Source organism: Leclercia adecarboxylata, assembly GCF_035787115.1.
GTDB classification, from domain to species: Bacteria; Pseudomonadota; Gammaproteobacteria; order Enterobacterales; family Enterobacteriaceae; genus Enterobacter; species Enterobacter adecarboxylatus_E.
The window spans coordinates 952847-974480 of record NZ_JALKTL010000001.1 but is presented as its reverse complement, the minus strand read 5'-3'; the positions used below and the strand labels follow the sequence as shown (position 1 = coordinate 974480).

General features: G+C 58.2%; 19 protein-coding genes. 18 read left to right on the top strand and 1 reads right to left on the bottom strand.

From position 1 onward, the window contains the following. Nucleotides 1–231 precede the first annotated feature (231 nt). The 18 genes from MXM41_RS04660 to MXM41_RS04575 all read left to right on the top strand — a co-directional run bounded on the left by MXM41_RS04660 (nucleotide 232) and on the right by MXM41_RS04575 (nucleotide 19820). On the top strand, nucleotides 232–801 hold the full coding sequence (locus MXM41_RS04660) for a spore coat U domain-containing protein (RefSeq protein WP_325930182.1): 570 nt from the start codon (nucleotides 232–234) through the stop codon (nucleotides 799–801). Between the two features lie 86 nt (nucleotides 802–887). Further along, on the top strand, nucleotides 888–1361 hold the full coding sequence (locus MXM41_RS04655; RefSeq protein WP_325930180.1) for a spore coat U domain-containing protein: 474 nt from the start codon (nucleotides 888–890) through the stop codon (nucleotides 1359–1361). 16 nt (nucleotides 1362–1377) lie between these two features. Further along, nucleotides 1378–2133, top strand: coding sequence for a molecular chaperone (locus MXM41_RS04650; protein ID WP_325930178.1), 756 nt, complete (start codon nucleotides 1378–1380; stop codon nucleotides 2131–2133). Next, nucleotides 2109–4490, top strand: coding sequence for a fimbria/pilus outer membrane usher protein (locus tag MXM41_RS04645; RefSeq protein ID WP_325930176.1), 2382 nt, complete (start codon nucleotides 2109–2111; stop codon nucleotides 4488–4490). The genes MXM41_RS04650 and MXM41_RS04645 overlap by 25 nt, the downstream gene beginning before the upstream one ends. Further along, complete coding sequence (locus MXM41_RS04640; RefSeq protein ID WP_325930174.1) at nucleotides 4487–5449, top strand: spore coat U domain-containing protein; 963 nt, start codon at nucleotides 4487–4489, stop codon at nucleotides 5447–5449. The genes MXM41_RS04645 and MXM41_RS04640 overlap by 4 nt, the downstream gene beginning before the upstream one ends. A gap of 83 nt (nucleotides 5450–5532) precedes the next feature. Continuing rightward, nucleotides 5533–7188: a methyl-accepting chemotaxis protein II gene (gene tar, locus MXM41_RS04635; RefSeq protein WP_325930172.1), complete on the top strand. Its 1656-nt coding sequence runs from the start codon at nucleotides 5533–5535 to the stop codon at nucleotides 7186–7188. Nucleotides 7189–7232: 44 nt separating this feature from the next. Further along, nucleotides 7233–8834, top strand: coding sequence for a methyl-accepting chemotaxis protein IV (gene tap, locus MXM41_RS04630; RefSeq protein ID WP_325930170.1), 1602 nt, complete (start codon nucleotides 7233–7235; stop codon nucleotides 8832–8834). Nucleotides 8835–8853: 19 nt separating this feature from the next. Next, the gene (cheR, locus tag MXM41_RS04625) at nucleotides 8854–9720 is read left to right on the top strand and encodes a protein-glutamate O-methyltransferase CheR (RefSeq protein ID WP_325930169.1); all 867 of its coding nucleotides are present in this window, start codon (nucleotides 8854–8856) and stop codon (nucleotides 9718–9720) included. Further along, nucleotides 9717–10766, top strand: coding sequence for a chemotaxis response regulator protein-glutamate methylesterase (locus MXM41_RS04620; protein WP_325930167.1), 1050 nt, complete (start codon nucleotides 9717–9719; stop codon nucleotides 10764–10766). Before cheR ends, MXM41_RS04620 begins: the two co-directional genes overlap by 4 nt. Nucleotides 10767–10782: 16 nt before the next feature. Beyond that, nucleotides 10783–11172: a chemotaxis response regulator CheY gene (cheY, locus tag MXM41_RS04615; RefSeq protein WP_032611971.1), complete on the top strand. Its 390-nt coding sequence runs from the start codon at nucleotides 10783–10785 to the stop codon at nucleotides 11170–11172. A 10-nt stretch (nucleotides 11173–11182) separates the two neighbouring features. After that, nucleotides 11183–11827: a protein phosphatase CheZ gene (cheZ, locus tag MXM41_RS04610; RefSeq protein ID WP_325930162.1), complete on the top strand. Its 645-nt coding sequence runs from the start codon at nucleotides 11183–11185 to the stop codon at nucleotides 11825–11827. Between the two features lie 206 nt (nucleotides 11828–12033). Next, on the top strand, nucleotides 12034–13182 hold the full coding sequence (gene flhB / locus MXM41_RS04605) for a flagellar biosynthesis protein FlhB (protein ID WP_325930160.1): 1149 nt from the start codon (nucleotides 12034–12036) through the stop codon (nucleotides 13180–13182). After that, nucleotides 13175–15253: a flagellar biosynthesis protein FlhA gene (gene flhA / locus MXM41_RS04600; protein WP_325930158.1), complete on the top strand. Its 2079-nt coding sequence runs from the start codon at nucleotides 13175–13177 to the stop codon at nucleotides 15251–15253. Before flhB ends, flhA begins: the two co-directional genes overlap by 8 nt. Beyond that, nucleotides 15253–15645 (top strand): flagellar protein FlhE, encoded by a 393-nt coding sequence (gene flhE / locus MXM41_RS04595; protein ID WP_325930156.1) that lies wholly within the window; start codon nucleotides 15253–15255, stop codon nucleotides 15643–15645. The genes flhA and flhE overlap by 1 nt, the downstream gene beginning before the upstream one ends. Before the next feature lie 207 nt (nucleotides 15646–15852). Further along, nucleotides 15853–16284: an arginine:ornithine antiporter gene (locus MXM41_RS04590; RefSeq protein ID WP_325930154.1), complete on the top strand. Its 432-nt coding sequence runs from the start codon at nucleotides 15853–15855 to the stop codon at nucleotides 16282–16284. 42 nt (nucleotides 16285–16326) lie between these two features. Continuing rightward, on the top strand, nucleotides 16327–16836 hold the full coding sequence (locus MXM41_RS04585) for a DUF805 domain-containing protein (protein ID WP_325930153.1): 510 nt from the start codon (nucleotides 16327–16329) through the stop codon (nucleotides 16834–16836). A gap of 256 nt (nucleotides 16837–17092) precedes the next feature. After that, on the top strand, nucleotides 17093–18676 hold the full coding sequence (locus tag MXM41_RS04580) for an MFS transporter (RefSeq protein WP_325930152.1): 1584 nt from the start codon (nucleotides 17093–17095) through the stop codon (nucleotides 18674–18676). Between the two features lie 4 nt (nucleotides 18677–18680). Beyond that, nucleotides 18681–19820: a glycoside hydrolase family 105 protein gene (locus tag MXM41_RS04575; protein ID WP_325930151.1), complete on the top strand. Its 1140-nt coding sequence runs from the start codon at nucleotides 18681–18683 to the stop codon at nucleotides 19818–19820. 33 nt (nucleotides 19821–19853) lie between these two features. Here MXM41_RS04575 and argS read toward each other — a convergent pair whose 3' ends face one another. Continuing rightward, entirely contained in the window at nucleotides 19854–21587 is a 1734-nt protein-coding gene (gene argS / locus MXM41_RS04570; RefSeq protein WP_325930150.1) for an arginine--tRNA ligase, read from the bottom strand. Between the last annotated feature and the right edge of the window lie 47 nt (nucleotides 21588–21634).

Here is a 21634-nt window from a genome sequence, read left to right as displayed (position 1 = left end):
TACGCCGCGTATCGTCGTCATTCAGATGGTTTAAAAATATATCTAATTGTTTTTGAAGGTAAATTTATGTCAATACGCCATTAGCCTTAGCCGTCTGGCTAAAGTGGTTGTTCGCGATGCCTTAATCTAAATTAATTTTAACCACCTATTAACAAGACTAATGGGTGCTAACAAATTGAGCGTTATCAAAAGGCAGGATAACGACGGGTGACATTTTCTGGAGGGTGGAAAATGAACAGAAAACTTTTGGTGTTATTAGCCGGATCGGCCCTGACGCTGGCGGCAGTTCCGGCACAGGCGGTAACCAGTAGCGGGACTATTGGCGCAACCCTGACCTTGACCAACGGCTGCCTGATCAACGGATCGCCAAACCAGAACGGCATTAACTTCGGTACGCTGGATTTCGGTACCCATCCGGCAACCTTCTCCACGCTGACCACCCAGCTCACCGGGGCTAACGGTGGCAATACCTTTACCATCCAGTGCACCACCGACAGCTACACGGTCGCTATTACCGGCAATACCAATTCCACCGCGCCGGGGACGGTTGTGGGGACGCCCGGCACGCCGGCGCGCTATCTGGTGAACACCGCTAATACCGCTCAGGGGGTGGCATACAGCCTGTTCAGCGACAGCAGCTTTAACAACGTGATCGCCAATAACGCGCCGATTCCGGTGGCCTCTACTGCAGGCGGGGTTGATAGCTACACGCTCTATGGCCGTATTACCGGCGGCGGCAACAGCGTCACCGTGGTACCGGGCACCTATACCGACACTATAAACGTCAGCGTCACTTACTAACCCCGCTATTGATGAATCGCGAGACCGTATCACTCCTGTGGCGGAGTGAGGGGAGGCTACACGCCGTTTTCTGCCTGGTCGCCCTGATGCTGTCGACGACCGGCGCCCGGGCGGTGACCAGCCAGTCGTTTCAGGTGAACGCCACTATTACCCCCGGCTGCTCGGTGAGCTCGGGCACTGGCGGGGTCCTGGGGTCGCTCAATTTTGGCAGCTATAGCGGGGTGCAGAGCGGTCAGGTCAGCACCAGCTTTGTACCTAATGGTTCGCTGAGTATCGCCTGTACACCGGGGGTGGCGCTGAGCATGAGCATCGACGGCGGACAGTATTACGCCTCGGTGCGCAACATGCAGCGTGCTGGCGGCACCCAGCGGGTTGCCTACCGGCTCTACAGCAGCAGTTCGCTGGGGGCAAACAGCGAAATCGGCGTTAACCAGGCGATACCCGTAACCTACACCAATAGCAATAACATTGCCCTGCCACTTTTTGGCGTGGCGCTTCTGACGGGCTTCAGCCCGGCCGGAAACTATTCAGATCAACTCACCGTGACCTTGTCCTGGTGATACAGGGAGAACGACCATGAAGGCATTCGCAACCGGCCCGCTGGCGCTACTGGTGGCGCTGGGGATAACGGCGCACGCCGCCCAGGGCGCGGCATCCATTCTGCTATGGCCCATCGATCCCTGGCTGTCGGCCGACACCAACGCGACCGAGCTGTGGGTGCAAAACCAGGGCAACACTGCCACGACTATGCAGGTGCGCATTGTGCGCTGGCGCCAGGAGGGGGGCCTTGAGCGCTACACCGCCCAGCAGGACGTGGTAGCCAGCCCGCCGATTGTCACTATTACCAAAGGCAGCAAGCAGCTTATTCGCCTGATTAAACAGGGCGAGGTGCCGATGGGGGTTGAACAGGCCTACCGTATTATCGTCGACGAAATCCCACAGCCTCAGGACAACACCACGCCGCAGATCGGCCTCAAGCTTCAGATGCGCTACTCCATTCCGCTGTTCGTTTACGGGCAGGGGATCGAAACCATCAAAGAGGGGGCGCACCATGCCTTTGCCGAGCCGCGCGATCTGAGCTGGCGGGTTATCCGCGAAAACGGCCAGCCCGCGCTGCAGGTACGTAACCGGGGCGATGTGCACGTTCGGCTCAGCCAGGTCTCTCTGAACCAGGGCGGGCAGAAACGGACCATGGCGGACGGTCTGTTGGGGTATGTTTTGCCGGGCAGCGAACGCAGCTGGCCACTCCCCTCAGGCATCCGCCAGCCGGACCAGATGAGTGCGCAAATTAATGCCCGGAATACGCAATGGCAGTCGGCCCCCGTCAACTGAAACCTACGATGATGATCCTGCTTTGCGTCTCCACGGCAGGCTGGGCCAATACCGGCGATGATGCCTTACCGCCGCCGCCTGCGCCCCAGTCTCTGAACGACGAAGCGGTATTTCAGCTGGCGCTGATCGTCAACCACTATGATACCGGTCTGGTGGTGCCTGTTACCCGGCGCAGCGGCGATTATCTGGTCTCCAGCGCCGACCTGCTGCGCGCTGGCCTGCCGCCGGAAAATGTCCCGCCGGGGGAGGTCAATCTGACTACCCTCGCCGGCGTGCGCAGCGAGTATGACAGCGCCGGGCAGCGCCTGCTGTTGAGCGTGCCACGGGAGTGGATCTCCACCCGGGTCACCCCCTTCGGCGGCGAGCCGACCCGGAGCACACCCCACTACGGCAGAGGGGCATTGCTCAATTACGACTTCTATACCAGCAAGACCGATCGCGCGGGCGGTCAGGCCTCGCTCTGGCATGAGTTCCGCTACTTTAACGAGCGGGGTTCTTTATCCTCCACCGGCTTTGTACGCAAAAACCTCTCCGGCGGCGGTATGCAGGAGGGGTATGTGCGCTACGACACCACGCTGCTGGTCACCAATGAAGATAATGCCACCACCTGGACCGCCGGCGATGTCATCAGCGATGCCGTCAGCTGGAGCAGCAGCGTGCGCATGGGGGGGATCAGCTATGGCCGTGACTTTTCGCTCCGCCCGGATCTGGTCACCTGGCCGCTGCCGGAATTCTCCGGCGAGGCGGCGGTGCCCACCTCGGTAGATCTGTTCGTCAACGGCTATCGCGCCGGCTCCACCCGTCTGCAGCCGGGGCCATTCACCCTCACCAATCTACCTTATATCAACGGCGCGGGGGACGCGGTACTGGTCACCACAGACGCCCTCGGGCGCCAGGTGAGCACTACACTACCTTTTTACGTCACCAGCGAGCTGCTGAAGAGGGGGCTGAGCGACGGGGCGGTGACCCTCGGCAGCCTGCGCCGCAATTACGGCATTGAAAGCTTTGATTACGGCCCGGCGGCGGGGAGTGGATCTTACCGCTACGGGCTGACCGACTGGCTGACCCTCGAAGGGCATGGGGAGGCGGCCGAAGCGCTGGCGCTGGGCGGCGCGGGCACGGTGGTAAAAATGGGCCGTTTCGGCGTGGTAAATACCGCGTACACCCGCAGCCGGATGCGCGGTGAAGGGGGCGGGCAGGTTAACTGGGGCTACCAGTACAGCACCAGCGAATTCAGCATTGCTACCCAGCACAGCCGCCGGGATCGCGGCTTTGGTAACCTGGCCCTCTACGACCAGCCAACGGTATACGATGAATTCAACCAGCCCATCGCCAGCCTTAGCCGTAATACGGACCAGTACTCCCTGAGCCTTAATCTTGGCGATTACGGCAATATCGGCGCCGCCTGGATTGGGGTGCAGAGCTTCGACAGCGAGAAAACCGAGCTGCTTAACCTCTCCTGGAGCCGCAACCTGTGGGGCAGCAGCAGTATCTATCTTGCTGCCAGCCGGGACCAGCAGCGGGGCGACTGGACGGTAGCCATGTCGCTGCAAATCCCTCTCGGCGAACGCGACAGCGCCGCCGTCACCCTGGAAAACACTCCGGACGCGGGCAGCACCCAGCGTATCAACTACAACCACGCTATGCCTACCGACGGCGGCTTTAGCTGGAACATGGCCCTGGCGAACCAGTCCCGCTCCCGCAGCTACCAGCAGGCCTCGCTGGGCTGGCGTAACAACAATATAGAAGTGCAGGGTGGCACCTACGGCGAGCACGACATGATGACCTGGTGGGGCGAGGCGTTGGGTTCGCTGGTGCTGATGGACGGTGAACTCTTTGCCGCCAATAAGATCAACGACGCTTTCGTGGTCATCAGTACCGACGGCAAGCCCGACGTGCCGGTAAGCTACGAAAACCAGCCGGTGGGTAAAACCAACAAAAACGGCTACCTGCTGGTGAGCGGCGTGTCCGCCTATTACCCGGCGAGCTACAGCATTAACACCCTGAACCTGCCCGCCGATACCCGGCTAAAAGAGACCGAGCGGCGGGTGGCGCTGCGCCGCAACAGCGGTTATCTGGTGGACTTTCCGATGGAGGAGGAGCGGGTGGCCAGCGTGATCCTGCACGATGGCGAAGGCCAGGATATTCCCCTCGGCAGCCAGGTGCGACGCGCCTCCCGCGTCAACACCATCGTGGGCTATGACGGCATCGTCTGGCTGGAAGATCTGAACGACGTTAATCCGCTGGAGGTGCGTACCCCCGATGGCAAGTATTGCCATGTGACCCTGACCCTTGCCCCTAACCCGGACCATAAGCTGCAAACTTACGGCCCGCTGACCTGCAGGCTGGAACCATGAGGTGCCTGCTGCTGTTTCTGCTGCTGTTGGTCTCCGGTACTGGCTGGGGGGCCTGTACCGTCAGTACCGTCAACGCCAGTTTTGGCAGCGTGACCTCCTTCGCCCTGAGCGGCAGCAACGAGGTGCAGACCACCGGCACCCTGGTGGTGAACTGCGATGCGGTGCTTAATCTGTTGACCAACGACTCCATCACCCTCAACTACACCGGAGCCACCGTCACCGCCGCAAGCCGCGCCACCATGAAGCGCACCGATAATGCCACCATCACCGATGTCATCCCCACCCGCCTGTGCGGCGCCTCGGGCTGCACCGGCACCAGCGAAGTGCAGATCGGCCGCGCCTACACCTGGAGTGGCAACACGCTGCTGGGGCTGCTCGGATCCAGGCGATATAATATTCCGCTCTATTTCCGCACCGTTCCCGGGCAGAACGTCAGCGCCGGGCCTTATCAGGTGACGCTCAACTTCAGCATCAACTACAACGTCTGCCAGGTGGGGGCCGTGGGCCTGTGCCTGACACCCCAGACCGGTACGGCGGTGACCAGCATCACCCTCAATATGAACGTCACCAACGACTGCAGTGCCATAACCACCCCGAACATCAACTTTAACAGCGCGCCGCTGGTACAAAATTTCCCCACCGTCTCCCAGTCCATCGCCGTCACCTGCACCAGAGGCAGCACCTATACCATCGGCATCAATAACGGCGTTAACGCCCTGAACAACGTCCGGCATATGGCCAGCGGCAATAACCGCATGAGCTATGAGATCTACAAGGGCGCCACCGCCAACCGCTGGGGCGTAAGCGGCACCGAGCGCTGGTCGAGCGGATCCTCTTCTCAGGTGAGTACCGACGGCCTGCTGCGCACCTATAACTACACCGCCCGCGTCCTCCCCAACCAGACCACACCGCCTGCCGGCAACTACAGCGATACCCTCGTGGTAGATGTCGCGTTCTGAACCTCGCTTTTCCCTTTCGCAAATGTAAAGTTCCTGTCAGTTGTGCCGATAACACCGAGAACAAAACAATGAGAAGGTGTTGTATGTTGAACCGTATACGCGTCGTCACAATGCTGATGTTGGTGCTGGCTGTCTTCGCTTTGCTGCAGCTCGTTTCCGGCAGTCTGTTTTTCTCGTCTATTAAAGCCAACCAGGACAGTTTTGCGGTCTCCAACGCGTTCAGGGTTCAGCAAAGTGAAATCACTTCCACCTGGGATTATCTGCTGCAAACGCGCATCAACCTGAGCCGCGCTTCCGCACGCATGGTGACGGATCCCTCTAAACCGCAAACTGAACTGATGAACAGCGCCCGCACTACGCTTGCTGACGCTGACAAACACTTCAGGGCTTATCGCGCCATCGCGCCACAGCATTCGATGGAGCAGGTGAGCCTGAACATTAATGATAAGTATCAGGACTATGCTGCGGCGCTGGCTGAGCTGATCCAGTTCCTTGAAAACGGCAATATGGACGCCTACTTCGCTCAGGCGACACAGTCAAAACAGAACGCGCTGGGCACTGCCCTGCGTGAATATGTTGCCGCCTCTGACGCGCGTAACCAGGAGGCGTTCAACGCCAGCGTGAAGGATTACACCTTCGCCAAATGGCAGATGGGGATCCTTGCTCTGGCGTTGGTCATCGTCCTGGTAGGCGTCTGGTACGGCATTCGTCATACCCTGCTTAACCCGTTAAACCGCGTGATCGACCATATTCGTCACATTGCCAGCGGTGATTTGACGCCTACCCTGACCATCGCCGGGCGCAGCGAAATCACCCAGCTGGCCATCAGCGTTGACCACATGCAGCGATCCCTCAGCGAGACGGTTGCCAACGTGCGTCAGGGCTCAGATGCCATCTACACCGGCACCAGCGAAATCGCGATGGGCAATAACGACCTCTCGTCCCGGACCGAGCAGCAGGCGTCGGCGCTGGAAGAGACCGCCGCCAGCATGGAGCAGTTAACCGCCACCGTGAAGCAGAACGCGGATAACGCCCGCCAGGCGTCGCAGCTGGCGAACAGCGCCTCTGAAACCGCGCAGCGCGGCGGCAAAGTGGTGGACGGCGTGGTGAAAACCATGCACGACATTGCCGGCAGCTCGAAGAAAATCGCCGATATCATTAGCGTCATCGACGGTATCGCCTTCCAGACCAACATCCTGGCGCTGAATGCGGCGGTAGAGGCGGCGCGTGCCGGTGAACAGGGGCGTGGCTTTGCCGTGGTGGCCGGTGAGGTGCGCAACCTCGCCAGCCGCAGCGCCAATGCGGCGAAAGAGATCAAAGCCCTGATTGAAGACTCAGTCGCGCGCGTCGACACCGGCTCGGTGCTGGTGGAAAGCGCGGGTGAAACCATGAATGACATCGTCAACGCCGTAACCCGCGTCACGGACATTATGGGTGAAATCGCCTCGGCCTCCGATGAGCAAAGTCGCGGTATTGACCAGGTGGCCCTGGCGGTATCGGAAATGGATCGTGTTACACAACAAAACGCCGCGCTGGTTCAGGAGTCCGCAGCCGCTGCGGCACAGCTGGAAGAGCAGGCGAGCCGTCTGAAGATGGCCGTCTCGACGTTTCGTCTTAACGCTGTACCTACAAACACGGTTTCTTCGCGCGTCAGCCAGCAACCGGCGACGCCGGTTAACGCCCCGGCATACGTACGCGCGGTGGCAACCGGAAAAGATGAGAACTGGGAAACATTTTGATCGATCGATAAATCGCGGCTGCTGGCCGCTAAATGGGAGCGTGGATGTTAAATCGTATTCGTATCTCGACCACCCTGTTTTTGATTTTGATTCTGTGTGGGGTGTTGCAGGTTGGCAGTAATGGCTTGTCGTTCTGGGCTTTTCGCGATGGTTATCAGAATTTGCAGGAGATGCAGGGCAGTAATCAGCAGCGTGAGCTGCTTACCCAGAGCCGGGCAGTATTGTTGCAGGCCAGCACAGCGCTGAATAAAGCGGGTACCTTAACCGCCCTGAGCTATCCGCCCGATGACATTAAGGCGCTGATGGTGACCGCGCGCAGCAGCCTGAAGCAGGCGGATGGCCTGTTCAAAACTTTTAGCGGCCAGGCGGCGATCGGCACGAAAGACGCGGAGCTGAAGAAAGCGATGCAGGGCGCGTTCAGCCAGTGGTATAGCGATCTGGAGCATCAGGCCACGTGGCTTGAGAACAACCAGCTGTCAGATTTCCTGACCGCGCCGGTGCAGGAGTCGCAGGCGGCGTTTGACGCCAGCACCGACGCCTGGCAGCAGGAGATCAACCGCTTTGTGCAGACGGCGGGGAATGACAGCCGCAACAGCTATCACATGTCCGGCGTGATTTTCGCCACCATGATCGTGTTGGCAGCGTTGCTTACCAGCGCCGCGCTGTACTGGTCCCGGAAGATGATTGTCCAGCCGCTGGCGATCATCAGCAGCCATTTCGACAGCATTGCGAAAGGCGATCTGGCGCGACCGGTGGCGGTGTACGGCAAAAATGAAATTTCGGCTATTTTCGCCAGCCTGAAGGCGATGCAGGGCTCGCTGCGTGAGACGGTATCCGAGGTGCGCCAGGGCAGCTACGCCATGCACACCGGGATCGCCGAAATTGCCGAAGGCAATAACGATCTCTCTTCGCGCACCGAGCAGCAGGCGGCATCGCTGGCGCAAACGGCGGCCAGCATGGAGCAGTTAACCGCTACCGTCGGGCAGAACGCCGACAACGCCCGTCAGGCCTCTGGTCTGGCGAAGAGCGCGGCGCAAACGGCGAAGAAGGGGGGCGATCAGGCTTCACGCGTGGCAAACACCATGAATGAGATCGCCACCAGTTCGCAAAAAATTGGTGACATTATCAGCGTTATCGATGGCATCGCGTTTCAGACCAATATCCTGGCGCTGAACGCCGCGGTCGAAGCCGCGCGCGCGGGCGAGCAGGGACGTGGCTTTGCGGTGGTCGCCGGAGAAGTACGTAATCTGGCGAGCCGCAGCGCCAACGCGGCGAAAGAGATCAAAGTGCTGATTGAAGAGTCGGTGTCGCGCGTCCAGCAGGGTTCCGAGCTGGTGGATACCGCGGCGCAAACCATGACCGAGATCGTCAGTTCGGTCACCCGGGTGAACGACATCATGGGCGAAATCGCCTCGGCATCCGACGAACAGCGTCGCGGCATTGAGCAGGTGGCGCAGGCAGTAAGCCAGATGGATCAGGTGACCCAGCAGAACGCCGCGCTGGTAGAAGAGGCCGCGGCGGCCACCGACCAGTTAGCCGGCCAGGCGGATCATCTTACCTCGCTGGTGGCTGTTTTTAATGTGAATGAACGTGTTGAAGCAGTAACAGAAGTCGGGCGGTCGCAGACCGTTCCAGTCGGATCCTGAAAGTGATTAAGAAGGCGCTATGACATCACCACTGCCCTCAGGGCAATCGTCATTATTGTTACAAATGACCCAGCGCCTTGCGCTGTCCGATGCGCATTTTCGTCGGATATGTCAGTTGATCTACCAGCGCGCCGGGATCGTGCTTGCCGATCACAAGCGGGACATGGTCTACAACCGTCTTGTGCGTCGCCTGCGTACGCTTGGACTGGATGATTTTGGCCGCTACCTGGGCATGCTGGAAGCCAACCCAAACAGCGCCGAGTGGCAGGCGTTTATCAACTCGCTGACCACCAACCTGACCGCCTTTTTCCGGGAAGCGCATCACTTCCCGGTGCTGGCGGAGCATGCGCGCCGCCGCAGCGGTGAGTATCGGGTCTGGAGCGCGGCGGCCTCGACCGGGGAAGAGCCTTACTCGCTCGCCATCACCCTGGCCGATACGCTGGGCACCGCGCCGGGCCGCTGGAAGGTGATCGCCAGCGATATTGATACCGAAGTGCTGCAAAAAGCGCAGAGCGGGATCTATCGCCAGGAGGAGCTTAAAACGCTGTCGCCCCAGCAGCTTCAGCGCTACTTCATGCGCGGTACCGGTCCGCACGAAGGGCTGGTACGGGTGCGCAGTGAGCTGGCCAACGCGGTGGAGTTCTCCATGCTCAACCTGCTGGAGAAGCAGTACAACGTGGCGGGGCCTTTTGACGCCATTTTCTGTCGTAACGTGATGATTTATTTTGACAAAACGACGCAGCAGGAGATCCTGCGCCGCTTTGTTCCGTTGCTCAAACCTGACGGTTTACTGTTTGCCGGGCACTCGGAGAACTTCAGCAATCTTGTGCGCGAGTTTAGCCTGCGTGGCCAGACGGTATATGCGCTGAGTAAGGATAAAGCATGAGTAAAATCAGGGTCTTGTCAGTTGATGATTCAGCGCTAATGCGCCAGATCATGACCGAGATTATCAACAGCCACAGCGATATGGAGATGGTGGCGACGGCCCCCGATCCGTTGGTAGCCCGGGATTTAATCAAAAAATATAACCCCGATGTGCTGACGCTTGATGTCGAAATGCCGCGCATGGACGGCATCGATTTTCTGGAGAAGTTAATGCGTCTGCGTCCAATGCCGGTGGTGATGGTCTCGTCGCTGACCGGCAAAGGGTCCGAAATCACGCTGCGGGCGCTGGAGCTGGGGGCGGTGGATTTCGTCACCAAACCGCAGCTCGGCATTCGTGAGGGAATGCTGGCGTACAGCGAAACGATCGCGGAAAAAATTCGTACCGCGGCCAGAGCGCGGGTTGCGCAGCACAAGCCGCTGGCGACGCCGACCACCCTGAAAGCCGGCCCGTTGCTGAGCTCGGAAAAGCTGCTGGTTATCGGCGCGTCTACCGGGGGAACAGAGGCAATTCGTCATGTACTCCAGCCATTGCCGCTCTCAAGCCCAGGTATTCTGATTACTCAGCATATGCCGCCAGGCTTTACCCGCTCGTTCGCGGAGCGTCTGAACAAGCTGTGTCAGATCAGCGTGAAAGAGGCGGAAGATGGCGAGCGCGTTCTGCCGGGTCATGCCTATATCGCCCCGGGCGACAAGCACATGGAGCTGACGCGCAGCGGCGCAAACTATCAAATCAAAATTCATGACGGGCCGCCGGTTAACCGGCACCGTCCGTCGGTGGATGTACTGTTTCATTCGGTGGCGAAACACGCGGGGCGCAACGCCGTTGGGGTGATCCTGACGGGGATGGGCAACGACGGTGCCGCCGGAATGCTGGCGATGCACCAGGCTGGCGCCTGGACCATCGCGCAGAATGAAGCAAGTTGTGTGGTGTTCGGCATGCCGCGCGAGGCCATCAATATGGGTGGCGTCAGCGAAGTGGTCGATCTTAGTCAGGTTAGTCAGCAGATGCTGGCAAAAATCAGTGCCGGACAGGCAATACGTATTTAACGAGGAGTGTAGTTTTATGGCGGACAAAGAGCTCAAGTTTTTGGTTGTGGATGACTTTTCCACCATGCGTCGCATCGTGCGCAACCTGCTGAAAGAGCTGGGTTTTAACAATGTTGAAGAAGCAGAAGACGGTGTTGATGCACTGAACAAACTGAATGCCGGCGGCTTTGGTTTTGTCATTTCTGACTGGAACATGCCGAACATGGACGGGCTGGAACTGCTCAAAACCATTCGCGCGAATGCCGCTATGGCCTCTATGCCTGTGCTGATGGTAACGGCTGAAGCGAAGAAAGAGAACATCATTGCCGCAGCTCAGGCTGGCGCAAGCGGGTATGTGGTGAAGCCGTTCACCGCTGCAACTTTGGAAGAAAAACTCGGTAAGATCTTCGAGAAACTCGGTATGTGAGGTACGGGAGATGATGCAGCCTTCGATTAAACCCACGGATGAGCATTCACCCGGCGACATAATTGCCCGAATCGGCAGCCTGACGCGTATGTTGCGCGACAGCCTGCGTGAGCTGGGACTGGATCAGGCGATTGCTGAGGCAGCGGAAGCGATTCCTGATGCCCGCGACCGTCTTGATTATGTTGTACAGATGACTGCCCAGGCGGCAGAGCGTGCGCTGAACAGTGTTGAAGCGTCGCAGCCGCATCAGGACGAGATGGAAAAAGGCGCAAAAGCGCTGACCAAACGCTGGGACGACTGGTTCGAAAATCCAATCGAACTGTCCGACGCCCGCGAACTGGTTACCGATACCCGTCATTACCTGAAAGCGGTGCCGGACCATACCAGCTTCACGAACGCCCAGCTGCTGGACATCATGATGGCGCAGGATTTCCAGGACCTGACCGGTCAGGTGATCAAGCGCATGATGGACGTGATCCAGGAGATTGAGCGCCAGCTGTTGATGGTGCTGCTGGAGAACATGCCGGAACCTTCCGCGCGTCCGCAACGGGAAAACGAAAGCCTGTTGAATGGCCCACAGCTCGACACCAGCAAAGCCGGTGTCGTGGCAAGCCAGGACCAGGTAGACGACCTGCTGGACAGCTTAGGTTTCTGATAACCGTCATGCCGGAATTGCCCGGCGGAAACGCCACCTGCGAGGGTGGCGTTTTTTAGTCCCTTCATTTACCCGCAGCACGCCCCGATAACCGCGGACGCAACCGAATAGCCTAAATCAGCCCTTTTATCGCCGCTAATTAACCCATTGTTCAGTGCCCGCTTTGGCATCATATCGTCCAGACCTCTACCTGCGAGATAGTTGCCGTGGCAGAAGACAGCGACGACAAAACAGAAGCCCCCACACCCCACCGACTTGAAAAAGCGCGTGAGGACGGGCAAATACCCCGATCCCGAGAACTCACCTCGCTGCTGATTTTACTGGTTGGCGTGTGCATTATCTGGATAGGCGGGGAGTCCCTTGCCCGCCGGCTGGCCGGCATGCTCTCGGCAGGGTTGCGCTTCGATCACAGCATGGTGAACGACCCTAACCTGATCCTCAGCCAGATTATCCTGCTGATCAAAAGCGCGATGGTGGCGCTGCTGCCGTTAATTACCGGCGTGGTGCTGGTGGCGCTGGTATCGCCGGTTATGCTCGGCGGACTGGTATTCAGCGGTAAATCGCTGCAGTTTAAATTCTCTAAACTGAATCCCCTGCCCGGTATCGCGAGAATGTTCTCCGCGCAGACCGGCGCCGAGCTGTTGAAAGCCCTGATGAAAGCGACGCTGATGGGGAGCGTGGCCGGATTTTTTATCTGGCACAACTGGCCGGAAATGATGCGCCTGATCAGCGAATCGCCGTTTACCGCCATGCGCAATGCGCTCAATCTGGTGGGACTCTGTTCGCTGCTGGTGGTGCTCTCCATCATCCCGATGGTGGGGTTTGACGTTTTCTTCCAGATTTACAGCCACATTAAAAAACTGCGCATGTCCCAGCAGGACATTCGTGATGAATATAAGCAGATGGAAGGCGACCCGCACGTTAAAGGGCGTATTCGCCAGATGCAGCGCGCCGCCGCCCGTCGGCGGATGATGGAAGATGTGCCAAGGGCAGATGTAATCGTCACCAACCCGACCCACTACTCCGTAGCGCTCCAGTATGACGAAGACAAAATGAGCGCGCCAAAAGTGGTGGCGAAAGGGGCAGGGCTGATTGCGCTGCGGATCCGCGAAATAGGTAATGAAAATCGTATCCCGATGCTGGAAGCCCCGCCGCTGGCGCGTGCGCTCTACCGGCATGCGGAAATTGGACAACAGATCCCGGGCCAGCTGTATGCCGCAGTAGCGGAAGTGCTGGCGTGGGTATGGCAGTTAAAGCGCTGGCGTCTGTCTGGCGGACAACGACCTGTTAAACCTGAGAATCTCCCGGTGCCTGCCGCGCTGGATTTTATGAACGAGAAGGACTCTGATGGCTAATCTGGTGGCAATGTTGCGCCTCCCCGGCAACCTGAAATCGACTCAATGGCAGATCCTTGCCGGGCCGATCCTCATCCTGCTAATTCTGTCGATGATGGTATTGCCGCTGCCGGCATTCATCCTCGATCTGCTTTTCACCTTCAACATTGCGCTTTCTATTATGGTGCTGCTGGTGGCGATGTTCACCCAGCGTACCCTGGAGTTTGCCGCATTCCCGACGATCCTGCTGTTCACCACGCTGCTGCGCCTGGCGCTGAACGTCGCCTCCACACGTATCATACTGATGGAGGGGCATACCGGCGGCGCGGCGGCAGGTAAGGTGGTTGAGGCCTTTGGCCACTTCCTGGTGGGCGGTAACTTCGCCATCGGGATCGTGGTGTTTATCATCCTCGTGATCATCAACTTTATGGTTATCACCAAAGGTGCGGGGCGTATCGCAGAGGTTGGCGCGCGTTTCGTACTGGACGGGATGCCGGGTAAACAGATGGCGATTGACGCCGATCTGAACGCCGGTCTGATTGGCGAAGATGAAGCGAAAAAACGCCGTTCCGAAGTGACCCAGGAAGCCGATTTCTACGGCTCAATGGACGGTGCGAGTAAGTTCGTTCGTGGCGATGCCATCGCCGGTATTCTGATCATGGTGATCAACGTGGTAGGCGGCCTGCTGGTAGGGGTTCTGCAACACGGAATGGCCATGGGGCAGGCGGCAGAAAGTTACACGCTGCTGACCATCGGTGACGGCCTGGTCGCCCAGATCCCGGCGCTGGTGATCTCCACCGCGGCCGGCGTGATCGTGACCCGCGTCGCCACCGATCAGGACGTCGGCGAACAGATGGTAGGGCAGCTCTTCAACAACCCGAACGTGCTGATGCTGTCGGCGGCGGTTCTCGGCCTGCTGGGTCTGGTGCCGGGGATGCCGAACTTTGTCTTCCTGCTGTTCACCGCCGGGCTGCTGGGGCTGGCCTGGTGGCTACGTGGCCGCGAAGCCAAACCGAAAGCCGAGCCTGCGCCGGTGAAAATGCCGGAAAACACCCAGGCGGTGGAAGCCACCTGGAATGACGTCCAGCTGGAAGATTCGCTGGGTATGGAAGTGGGCTACCGCCTGATCCCGATGGTCGATTTCCAGCAGGATGGCGAACTGCTGGGGCGCATCCGCAGTATCCGTAAAAAATTCGGCCAGGACATGGGCTTCCTGCCGCCGGTGGTCCATATCCGCGACAACATGGATCTGCCGCCTGCGCGCTATCGCATTCTGATGAAAGGGGTGGAGATCGGCAGCGGTGACGCCTATCCGGGGCGCTGGCTGGCGATTAACCCGGGCACCGCGGCGGGGACGCTGCCGGGTGAACAAACCATCGACCCGGCCTTTGGCCTGGCGGCGATCTGGATCGAAAGTGCCCTGAAAGAGCAGGCGCAAATCCAGGGCTATACCGTGGTGGAAGCCAGTACCGTGGTGGCAACCCACCTTAACCACCTGATTGGCCAGTTCTCGGCGGAGCTGTTTGGTCGTCAGGAGGCGCAGCAGCTGCTCGATCGCGTGACCCAGGAGATGCCGAAGCTGACCGAAGATCTGGTGCCGGGCGTCCTGACCCTGACCACGCTGCACAAAGTGCTGCAGAACCTGCTCGACGAGAAAGTGCCGATCCGCGATATGCGTACCATTCTGGAGACCCTGGCCGAACATGCGCCGCTGCAAAACGATCCGCACGAGCTGACGGCGGTGGTGCGTGTGGCATTAGGGCGTGCCATCACCCAGCAGTGGTTCCCGGGCACCGGCGAGGTGCAGGTTATCGGTCTCGACACGCCGCTTGAGCGTCTGCTGTTGCAGGCGTTGCAGGGCGGCGGTGGGCTGGAGCCGGGGCTGGCGGATCGTCTGCTGGCGCAAACCCAGGAGGCGTTGCAGCGCCAGGAGATGCTGGGGGCACCGCCGGTGCTGCTGGTCAATCACGCCCTGCGTCCGTTGCTCTCGCGCTTCCTGCGCCGCAGCCTGACGCAGCTGGTCGTGCTGTCGAATATGGAGCTGTCGGACAATCGCCATATCCGCATGACCGCCAGCATCGGAGGCCAGTGATGCGTAAATTACTCTGGTTACTGGCCCTGCCGCTGATGGCCCAGGCCGCAGGGGAGGGGGCATGGCAGGACAGCAGCATCGGCCTGACCCTCAACAATCGCGGCGTGGCGGCCTCGTCACGCCCGCTGTCGGCGCAGCAGCCGGTATCAGGGCTGATGACCCTGGTGGCCTGGCGCTACGAGCTGAATGGCCCGATCCCTGCCGGGCTGCGGGTGCGGCTATGCTCGCAGACACGTTGCACCGAGCTGGACGGCGCCAGCGGCACCACTCATGCGTTCAATAACGTGCCCGCCGTGGAGCCGCTGCGCTTTATCTGGGAAGTGCCCGGTGGCGGCCGCCTGATCCCCGCCCTGAAGGTTCAGCGTAACGAAGTAATAGTTAACTACCGCTAAATGCTTGCGCCGTTCAGTTCCTCCGAACTGAACGGCATTGCGTACTTCTTCCTTTCTGTTGTTCCTGCCTGTTCCTTGTTTGTTACCGCAGTGGTCATTAAAGAAGATCGCTGGATGTCATCATCCGGGGAAGGTACGCTACGCGATGAGAAAATATGACAGATACCTGTCAACGATGGATCGCTGTTAATGTAAAAGGCCAATAGTATGAAAATGCACTTTCGCCGGGTCTGTCTGTTTTGGGGCGCAATGGATATTTTATATCTGGCAATCTATATCGGGCAGAATATTATCCAGCGGCGTATCCCATTCCTGGCTGATATTAACAACTTTAGCGCACTCTATTCAGAACATGGGGAGGAGGACTGGCTGGTTGTCGTATTTATTCTTTCAATGATATTAACGTTGTCCATTGTTTTTTCAGCGGCATTGCTGCTTGTTGCCTGGGGGAAGGTCTGTTACCTGGTGGCCGCGCAGACGCCTTTACGCCTGCTGCTGGTGGTGCCGTCACTCTCCTTTTTGCCCTGGATTGTGCAATATATAAATTCAGAGGGAGTAGCGTTAGCGCTAATTTTATTATTAATGTCAGAAGCGCTGAAGGTTGGTTCATTGATGGTCGCGAAAAAACGCATTAAATGAAGGGTGATAACGTCAGGGATATTACGCTTAAAGGATGAAGATATGAACGAAAGTATTAAGGATTGCTACTTTGACGGCTGGAAAAAAACGTTTGTCTATACGGGCCGCGCGACGCGAAAAGCGTTTTGGTCATTTATCGTAATTAATATCATGATTTTTGTATTCATCGCGGCAATGAGTTATCTCCTCCTTGTCGTATCCGTTAGTGATTCAACCAGTCGGGGTGGGATGATGCTGGTGTGGACCTGGTATGTCTGGCTCCCCCTCAATGCTATTGCGCCCTTAATACTGTTGTTGCCCCTGATCTCGCTTGGGATCCGCAGAATGCACGATGCAGGAAGATCGGGGTGGTGGTTTGGCGGGGGGCTCCTGACACAGCTGCTAATCCTGCCGTTGTTTCTCAACGGTCTTTACCGTGTTTTGCTTTCCCGGACCGCCCCTGCGGATCAGATCGTGAGTGCCATCAGTAGCCTGTCCGGTTGTATAGGGCTGCTTTATCTGATCTGGGTATGCTGCTTGCCGACAAAAGTGGCGGCCCCAAAGGTTATCTGACCGCTTTTTCGCCAGTTATCAGGCCATACTGCTGACTGGCTCGCAAAACTGACCCCTCCTTTTGAAGCAAAAGAAACGCTGTTTTATAAAACAGTGACACGCGTAGTAATTCTCTTTGCATTTTTGCCAGATGCCGCCTGGCGGTGGCAGAAACAGAAAGGTATCCCGTAAGCGATACTCTTACTGTACCCGTGTAGTCACTCCCGTTAGCTTTGGCTCAACCGGGAGTCATCTAAAACTTACAGGGTCGACGGTAATGAAAACACGTAAAATTGGACTCGCAAACTATCTCGCTTACGGTTCGGGCGATTTTCTCGGGGCAGGAACCACAGCGCTGACCGCTGCCTGGCTGTTATATTTCTATACCACCTTCTGTGGTCTTACACCGATTGAAGCGACCTTTATCTTTGCCGCCGCCAGGGTACTGGATGCCGTCGTCAGTCCGCTGATGGGCTTCCTGACCGATAACTTCGGTACCACCTGGCTTGGCAAACGCTTTGGCCGCCGCAAGTTCTTTATTCTGCTTGGCATCCCGTGCGTCTTCAGCTACTCGCTGATGTGGGTCGGGGATATGGGTTTCTGGTACTACCTGCTGACCTATCTGATCTTTGATATCGTCTACACCATGATTCTGGTGCCTTACGAAACCCTGGTGCCGGAAATGACCGACGATTTCAAACAGAAAACCAAATTCTCCGGGGCGCGCATCTCCATGGCACAGATGTCGGCGATCCTGGCCTCTTTCCTGCCGGGGATTTTGTTAACCCACTTCGGTAAAGACAACGCCATCTCCTTCTTCTATGCCAGCCTGGTGTTCTCCGTGCTGTGCGCATTGATGCTGACCTTCGTCTGGTTCTTTACCTGGGAGCGTCCGCGCGAAGAGTGGAGCGAAGCCGCGCTGCGGGCCGAAGAAGAGAAGAAAAAACTGACCCTCGGCCAGAGCCTGAACCGTCTGTTCATTGAGCTGAGCTCCACCCTGCGGATCAAAATCTTCCGTCAGCATCTGGGGATGTACCTCGGAGGCTACATTGCCCAGGACGTGTTTAACGCCGTCTTTACCTACTACGTGGTATTCGTGCTGATGCAGGAAGCCTCCATGGCCTCGAACCTGCTGGGCACCATGGCCATCTTCCAGTTCCTCGCCGTTATCGCCATGATCCCGCTGTGCATCCGCTTTGGACCGGCGCCGTCGTACCGCATGGTAGTGGTGCTCTTTGGTCTGGCGTCGCTCTCCTATGCCGGTCTTTACTATGCCGGTATGAGCGATATCTACGCGCTGCTGCTGCTGGTCTCTGCGCTGGCGGGTCTGGGCCGCGGGGGGATCAACTATGTCCCATGGAACACCTACACCTACATTGCTGACGTCGATGAAGTCATCACCGGCCAGCGCCGCGAAGGGATCTTCGCCGGGATCATGACCCTGACCCGTAAGGCGTCTCAGGCGGGTGCCATCATGCTGGTGGGGATTGTGATGCAGATGTCCGGCTTTGTGAGCGGACAGAAGGTCCAGCCAGAAGGGGTAAGTCACACCATTCTGATGATCCTGAGCGTGGGGACTATCCTGGTGCTGGCCTGCGGTTTCCTGGTGTCGCTGCGCTTTAAGCTGAATTTACAGACCCACAGTACGCTGCGTGAAGAGACGGCCAAAATGCGTGAGTCTGGCCGGGCGATGCCGGAAACCGCCACATCCCAGGCCCGCGCCACGGTAGAGATGCTGGCCGGTATGCCTTACGACTGTCTGTGGGGTAACAACAACATCGGTTATCTGAACCGTAACAAGCCTGCTGCACCGTCCCTGAAAGAACGTGCTCCACTGAATTCGACATACAACAGAGGTTAAGATTATGAAGGTTTGGCCTGTCAAACATAGCCCGTTACTGCGTCAGCCAGAGCGCTTTATCGCCAGAGATGAACTGAAAGCGCTGATCCAGAAAGTGACGCATAACCTGGTGAACATTCACGATAAAACCGGCGAGTTTTTACTGCGGCTGGACGACGGGCGGGTCATCGACACCAAGGGCTGGGCGGGCTGGGAGTGGACCCACGGGGTCGGTCTCTACGGTATCTGGCAGTATTACTGCCAGACCGGAGATGAAGGCATGCGTGATATCATCGACAGCTGGTTTGCCGACCGCTTTACCGAAGGGGCCACCACCAAAAACGTCAACACCATGTCACCGTTTTTGACCCTCGCGTACCGCTACGAAGAGACGCGCAACCCGGCATGGCTGCCCTGGCTGGAGAGCTGGGCCGAGTGGGCGATGAACGAGATGCCGCGTACTGAATACGGCGGCATGCAGCATATCACCCTGGCGGAAGAGAACCATCAGCAGATGTGGGATGACACCCTGATGATGACCGTCCTGCCGCTGGCGAAGATTGGCAAACTGCTCAATAAGCCCGACTACGTGGAAGAGGCGGTGTATCAGTTCCTGCTGCATGTGCAGAACCTGATGGATCGCGAGACCGGCCTGTGGTTCCACGGCTGGAGTTACGACGGACAACACAACTTTGCCAATGCCCGCTGGGCGCGCGGTAACAGCTGGCTGACGATTGTCATTCCGGATTTCCTCGAGCTGGTGGATCTACCGGAAAATAACGCCGTGCGGCGTTATCTGGTGCAGGTGCTGAACGCGCAGATCGCTGCGCTGGCGAAGTGCCAGGACGAGAGCGGCCTGTGGCATACGTTGCTCGACGATCCGAACTCCTATCTTGAAGCCTCGGCCACGGCAGGCTTCAGCTACGGGATCCTGAAAGCGTTGCGCAAGCGCTACGTGGGGCCGGAATATGCAGAGGTGGCAGAAAAAGCCATTCGCGGGATTGTAAAAAATATCTCGCCGGAAGGTGAGCTGCTGCAAACCTCGTTCGGGACCGGCATGGGCAGCGATCTGGAATTTTATCGCCAGATCCCGCTCACCTCCATGCCCTATGGCCAGGCGATGGCGATTTTGTGTCTGACGGAGTATCTGCGTAAATACTTCTGATAATAAAAAACCCGGCTTTTGCCGGGTTTGTTTTTACATACGTTCTACGGTTTCGATACCCAGGGTATCCAGACCCAGCTTCAGGGTCTTCGCCGTCAGCTGCGCCAGCTTCAGGCGGCTGTTGCGAACCGCTTCGCTCTCGGCGGAGAGGATAGGGCAGTGCTCGTAGAAGCCGGAGAACAGGCCCGCCAGATCGTACAGGTAGGCACACATCACGTGCGGTGTACCGTCTCGGGCCACCACGGACAGCGTCTCTTCGAACTGCAGCAGACGCGCCGCCAGCTGCGCCTCACGATCTTCGGTGATGGTCACCTGCGTCTGGGCCAGCACGCTTTCATCAATGTTGGCCTTACGGAACACTGACAGCACGCGGGTGTAGGCATACTGCATGTACGGCGCGGTGTTACCTTCAAACGCCAGCATGTTATCCCAGTCAAAAACGTAGTCGGTGGTACGATTCTTCGAGAGATCCGCGTATTTCACCGCACCGATACCCACGGCATTGGCCAGTTTTTCCAGCTCGTCAGCAGGCATGTCCGGGTTTTTCTCGGCCACCAGTCGACGGGCACGCTCCAGCGCCTCATCCAGCAGATCCGCCAGCTTCACGGTGCCGCCGGCGCGGGTTTTGAACGGTTTGCCGTCTTTACCCAGCATCATGCCGAACATGTGGTGTTCCAGCGGGACGGAATCCGGCACATAGCCCGCTTTACGGACGATGGTCCACGCCTGCATCAGGTGCTGGTGCTGACGGGAGTCGATGTAATAGAGAACGCGATCCGCATGCAGCGTTTCGTAGCGGTATTTCGCGCAGGCGATATCGGTGGTGGTGTACAGGAAGCCGCCATCCTTTTTCTGGATGATGACGCCCATAGGTTCGCCTTCCTTGTTTTTGTACTCATCAAGGAATACCACCGTTGCACCTTCGCTTTCGACCGCCAGGCCTTTGGCCTTCAGATCGGCCACAATACCGGCCAGCATCGGGTTATACAGGCTTTCACCCATCACGTCATTGCGGGTCAGGGTCACGTTCAGACGGTCATAGGTGATCTGGTTCTGGGACATGGTGATGTCTACCAGCTTGCGCCACATCTCAAGGAAGTACGCGTCGCCGCCCTGCAGTTTTACCACGTAGCTACGCGCGCGCTCGGCAAAGGCTTCGTCTTCGTCGTAGTGCTTTTTGGCGTCGCGGTAGAATCCTTCGAGATCAGCCAGCGCCATCTCACCGGCGTTCTCCTGCTGCTGCTTTTCCAGCCAGGCGATCAGCATGCCAAACTGGGTGCCCCAGTCGCCGACGTGGTTCGCGCGGATCACGTTGTGGCCGAGGAACTCGAGGGTACGCACGGAAGCATCACCGATGATGGTGGAGCGCAGGTGGCCGACGTGCATCTCTTTCGCCACGTTCGGGGCGGAGTAGTCGACAACGATGGTCTGAGCCTGCGGCTGCGCCACGCCCAGACGGTCTGATTTCAGGGCTGCATCCACGTTCTGCGCCAGGAAGGCGGGGTCGAGGAAAATATTGATAAAGCCCGGCCCGGCGATTTCGGTTTTGCTGGCGATACCCGTGAGATCCAGGTGCGTCAGGACCTGCTCTGCGAGTTGTCGCGGCGCCATGCCCAGTTTTTTAGCCACTGCCATCACGCCATTGGCCTGATAGTCGCCAAACTGTACTTTCGCGGACTGACGAACCTGCGGTTCACAGTCTGCAGGTGCACCTGCAGCAATCAGTGCCTGACTGACTTTTTCTGAGAGAAGAGCCTGAATATTCACCGGGATACCTTACATTTTTGACGCGGGCCATCATGCTGCCGCGCCCG

Excerpts from the sequence above, each read along its gene's own strand:
- MXM41_RS04660 (WP_325930182.1), top strand. The coding sequence starts at position 232 with ATGAACAGAAAACTTTTGGTGTTATTAGCCGGATCGGCCCTGACGCTG.
- MXM41_RS04655 (WP_325930180.1), top strand. The coding sequence starts at position 888 with ATGCTGTCGACGACCGGCGCCCGGGCGGTGACCAGCCAGTCGTTTCAG.
- MXM41_RS04650 (WP_325930178.1), top strand. The coding sequence starts at position 1,378 with ATGAAGGCATTCGCAACCGGCCCGCTGGCGCTACTGGTGGCGCTGGGG.
- MXM41_RS04645 (WP_325930176.1), top strand. The coding sequence starts at position 2,109 with ATGGCAGTCGGCCCCCGTCAACTGAAACCTACGATGATGATCCTGCTT.
- MXM41_RS04640 (WP_325930174.1), top strand. The coding sequence starts at position 4,487 with ATGAGGTGCCTGCTGCTGTTTCTGCTGCTGTTGGTCTCCGGTACTGGC.
- tar (WP_325930172.1), top strand. The coding sequence starts at position 5,533 with ATGTTGAACCGTATACGCGTCGTCACAATGCTGATGTTGGTGCTGGCT.
- tap (WP_325930170.1), top strand. The coding sequence starts at position 7,233 with ATGTTAAATCGTATTCGTATCTCGACCACCCTGTTTTTGATTTTGATT.
- cheR (WP_325930169.1), top strand. The coding sequence starts at position 8,854 with ATGACATCACCACTGCCCTCAGGGCAATCGTCATTATTGTTACAAATG.
- MXM41_RS04620 (WP_325930167.1), top strand. The coding sequence starts at position 9,717 with ATGAGTAAAATCAGGGTCTTGTCAGTTGATGATTCAGCGCTAATGCGC.
- cheY (WP_032611971.1), top strand. The coding sequence starts at position 10,783 with ATGGCGGACAAAGAGCTCAAGTTTTTGGTTGTGGATGACTTTTCCACC.
- cheZ (WP_325930162.1), top strand. The coding sequence starts at position 11,183 with ATGATGCAGCCTTCGATTAAACCCACGGATGAGCATTCACCCGGCGAC.
- flhA (WP_325930158.1), top strand. The coding sequence starts at position 13,175 with ATGGCTAATCTGGTGGCAATGTTGCGCCTCCCCGGCAACCTGAAATCG.
- flhE (WP_325930156.1), top strand. The coding sequence starts at position 15,253 with ATGCGTAAATTACTCTGGTTACTGGCCCTGCCGCTGATGGCCCAGGCC.
- MXM41_RS04590 (WP_325930154.1), top strand. The coding sequence starts at position 15,853 with ATGAAAATGCACTTTCGCCGGGTCTGTCTGTTTTGGGGCGCAATGGAT.
- MXM41_RS04585 (WP_325930153.1), top strand. The coding sequence starts at position 16,327 with ATGAACGAAAGTATTAAGGATTGCTACTTTGACGGCTGGAAAAAAACG.
- MXM41_RS04580 (WP_325930152.1), top strand. The coding sequence starts at position 17,093 with ATGAAAACACGTAAAATTGGACTCGCAAACTATCTCGCTTACGGTTCG.
- MXM41_RS04575 (WP_325930151.1), top strand. The coding sequence starts at position 18,681 with ATGAAGGTTTGGCCTGTCAAACATAGCCCGTTACTGCGTCAGCCAGAG.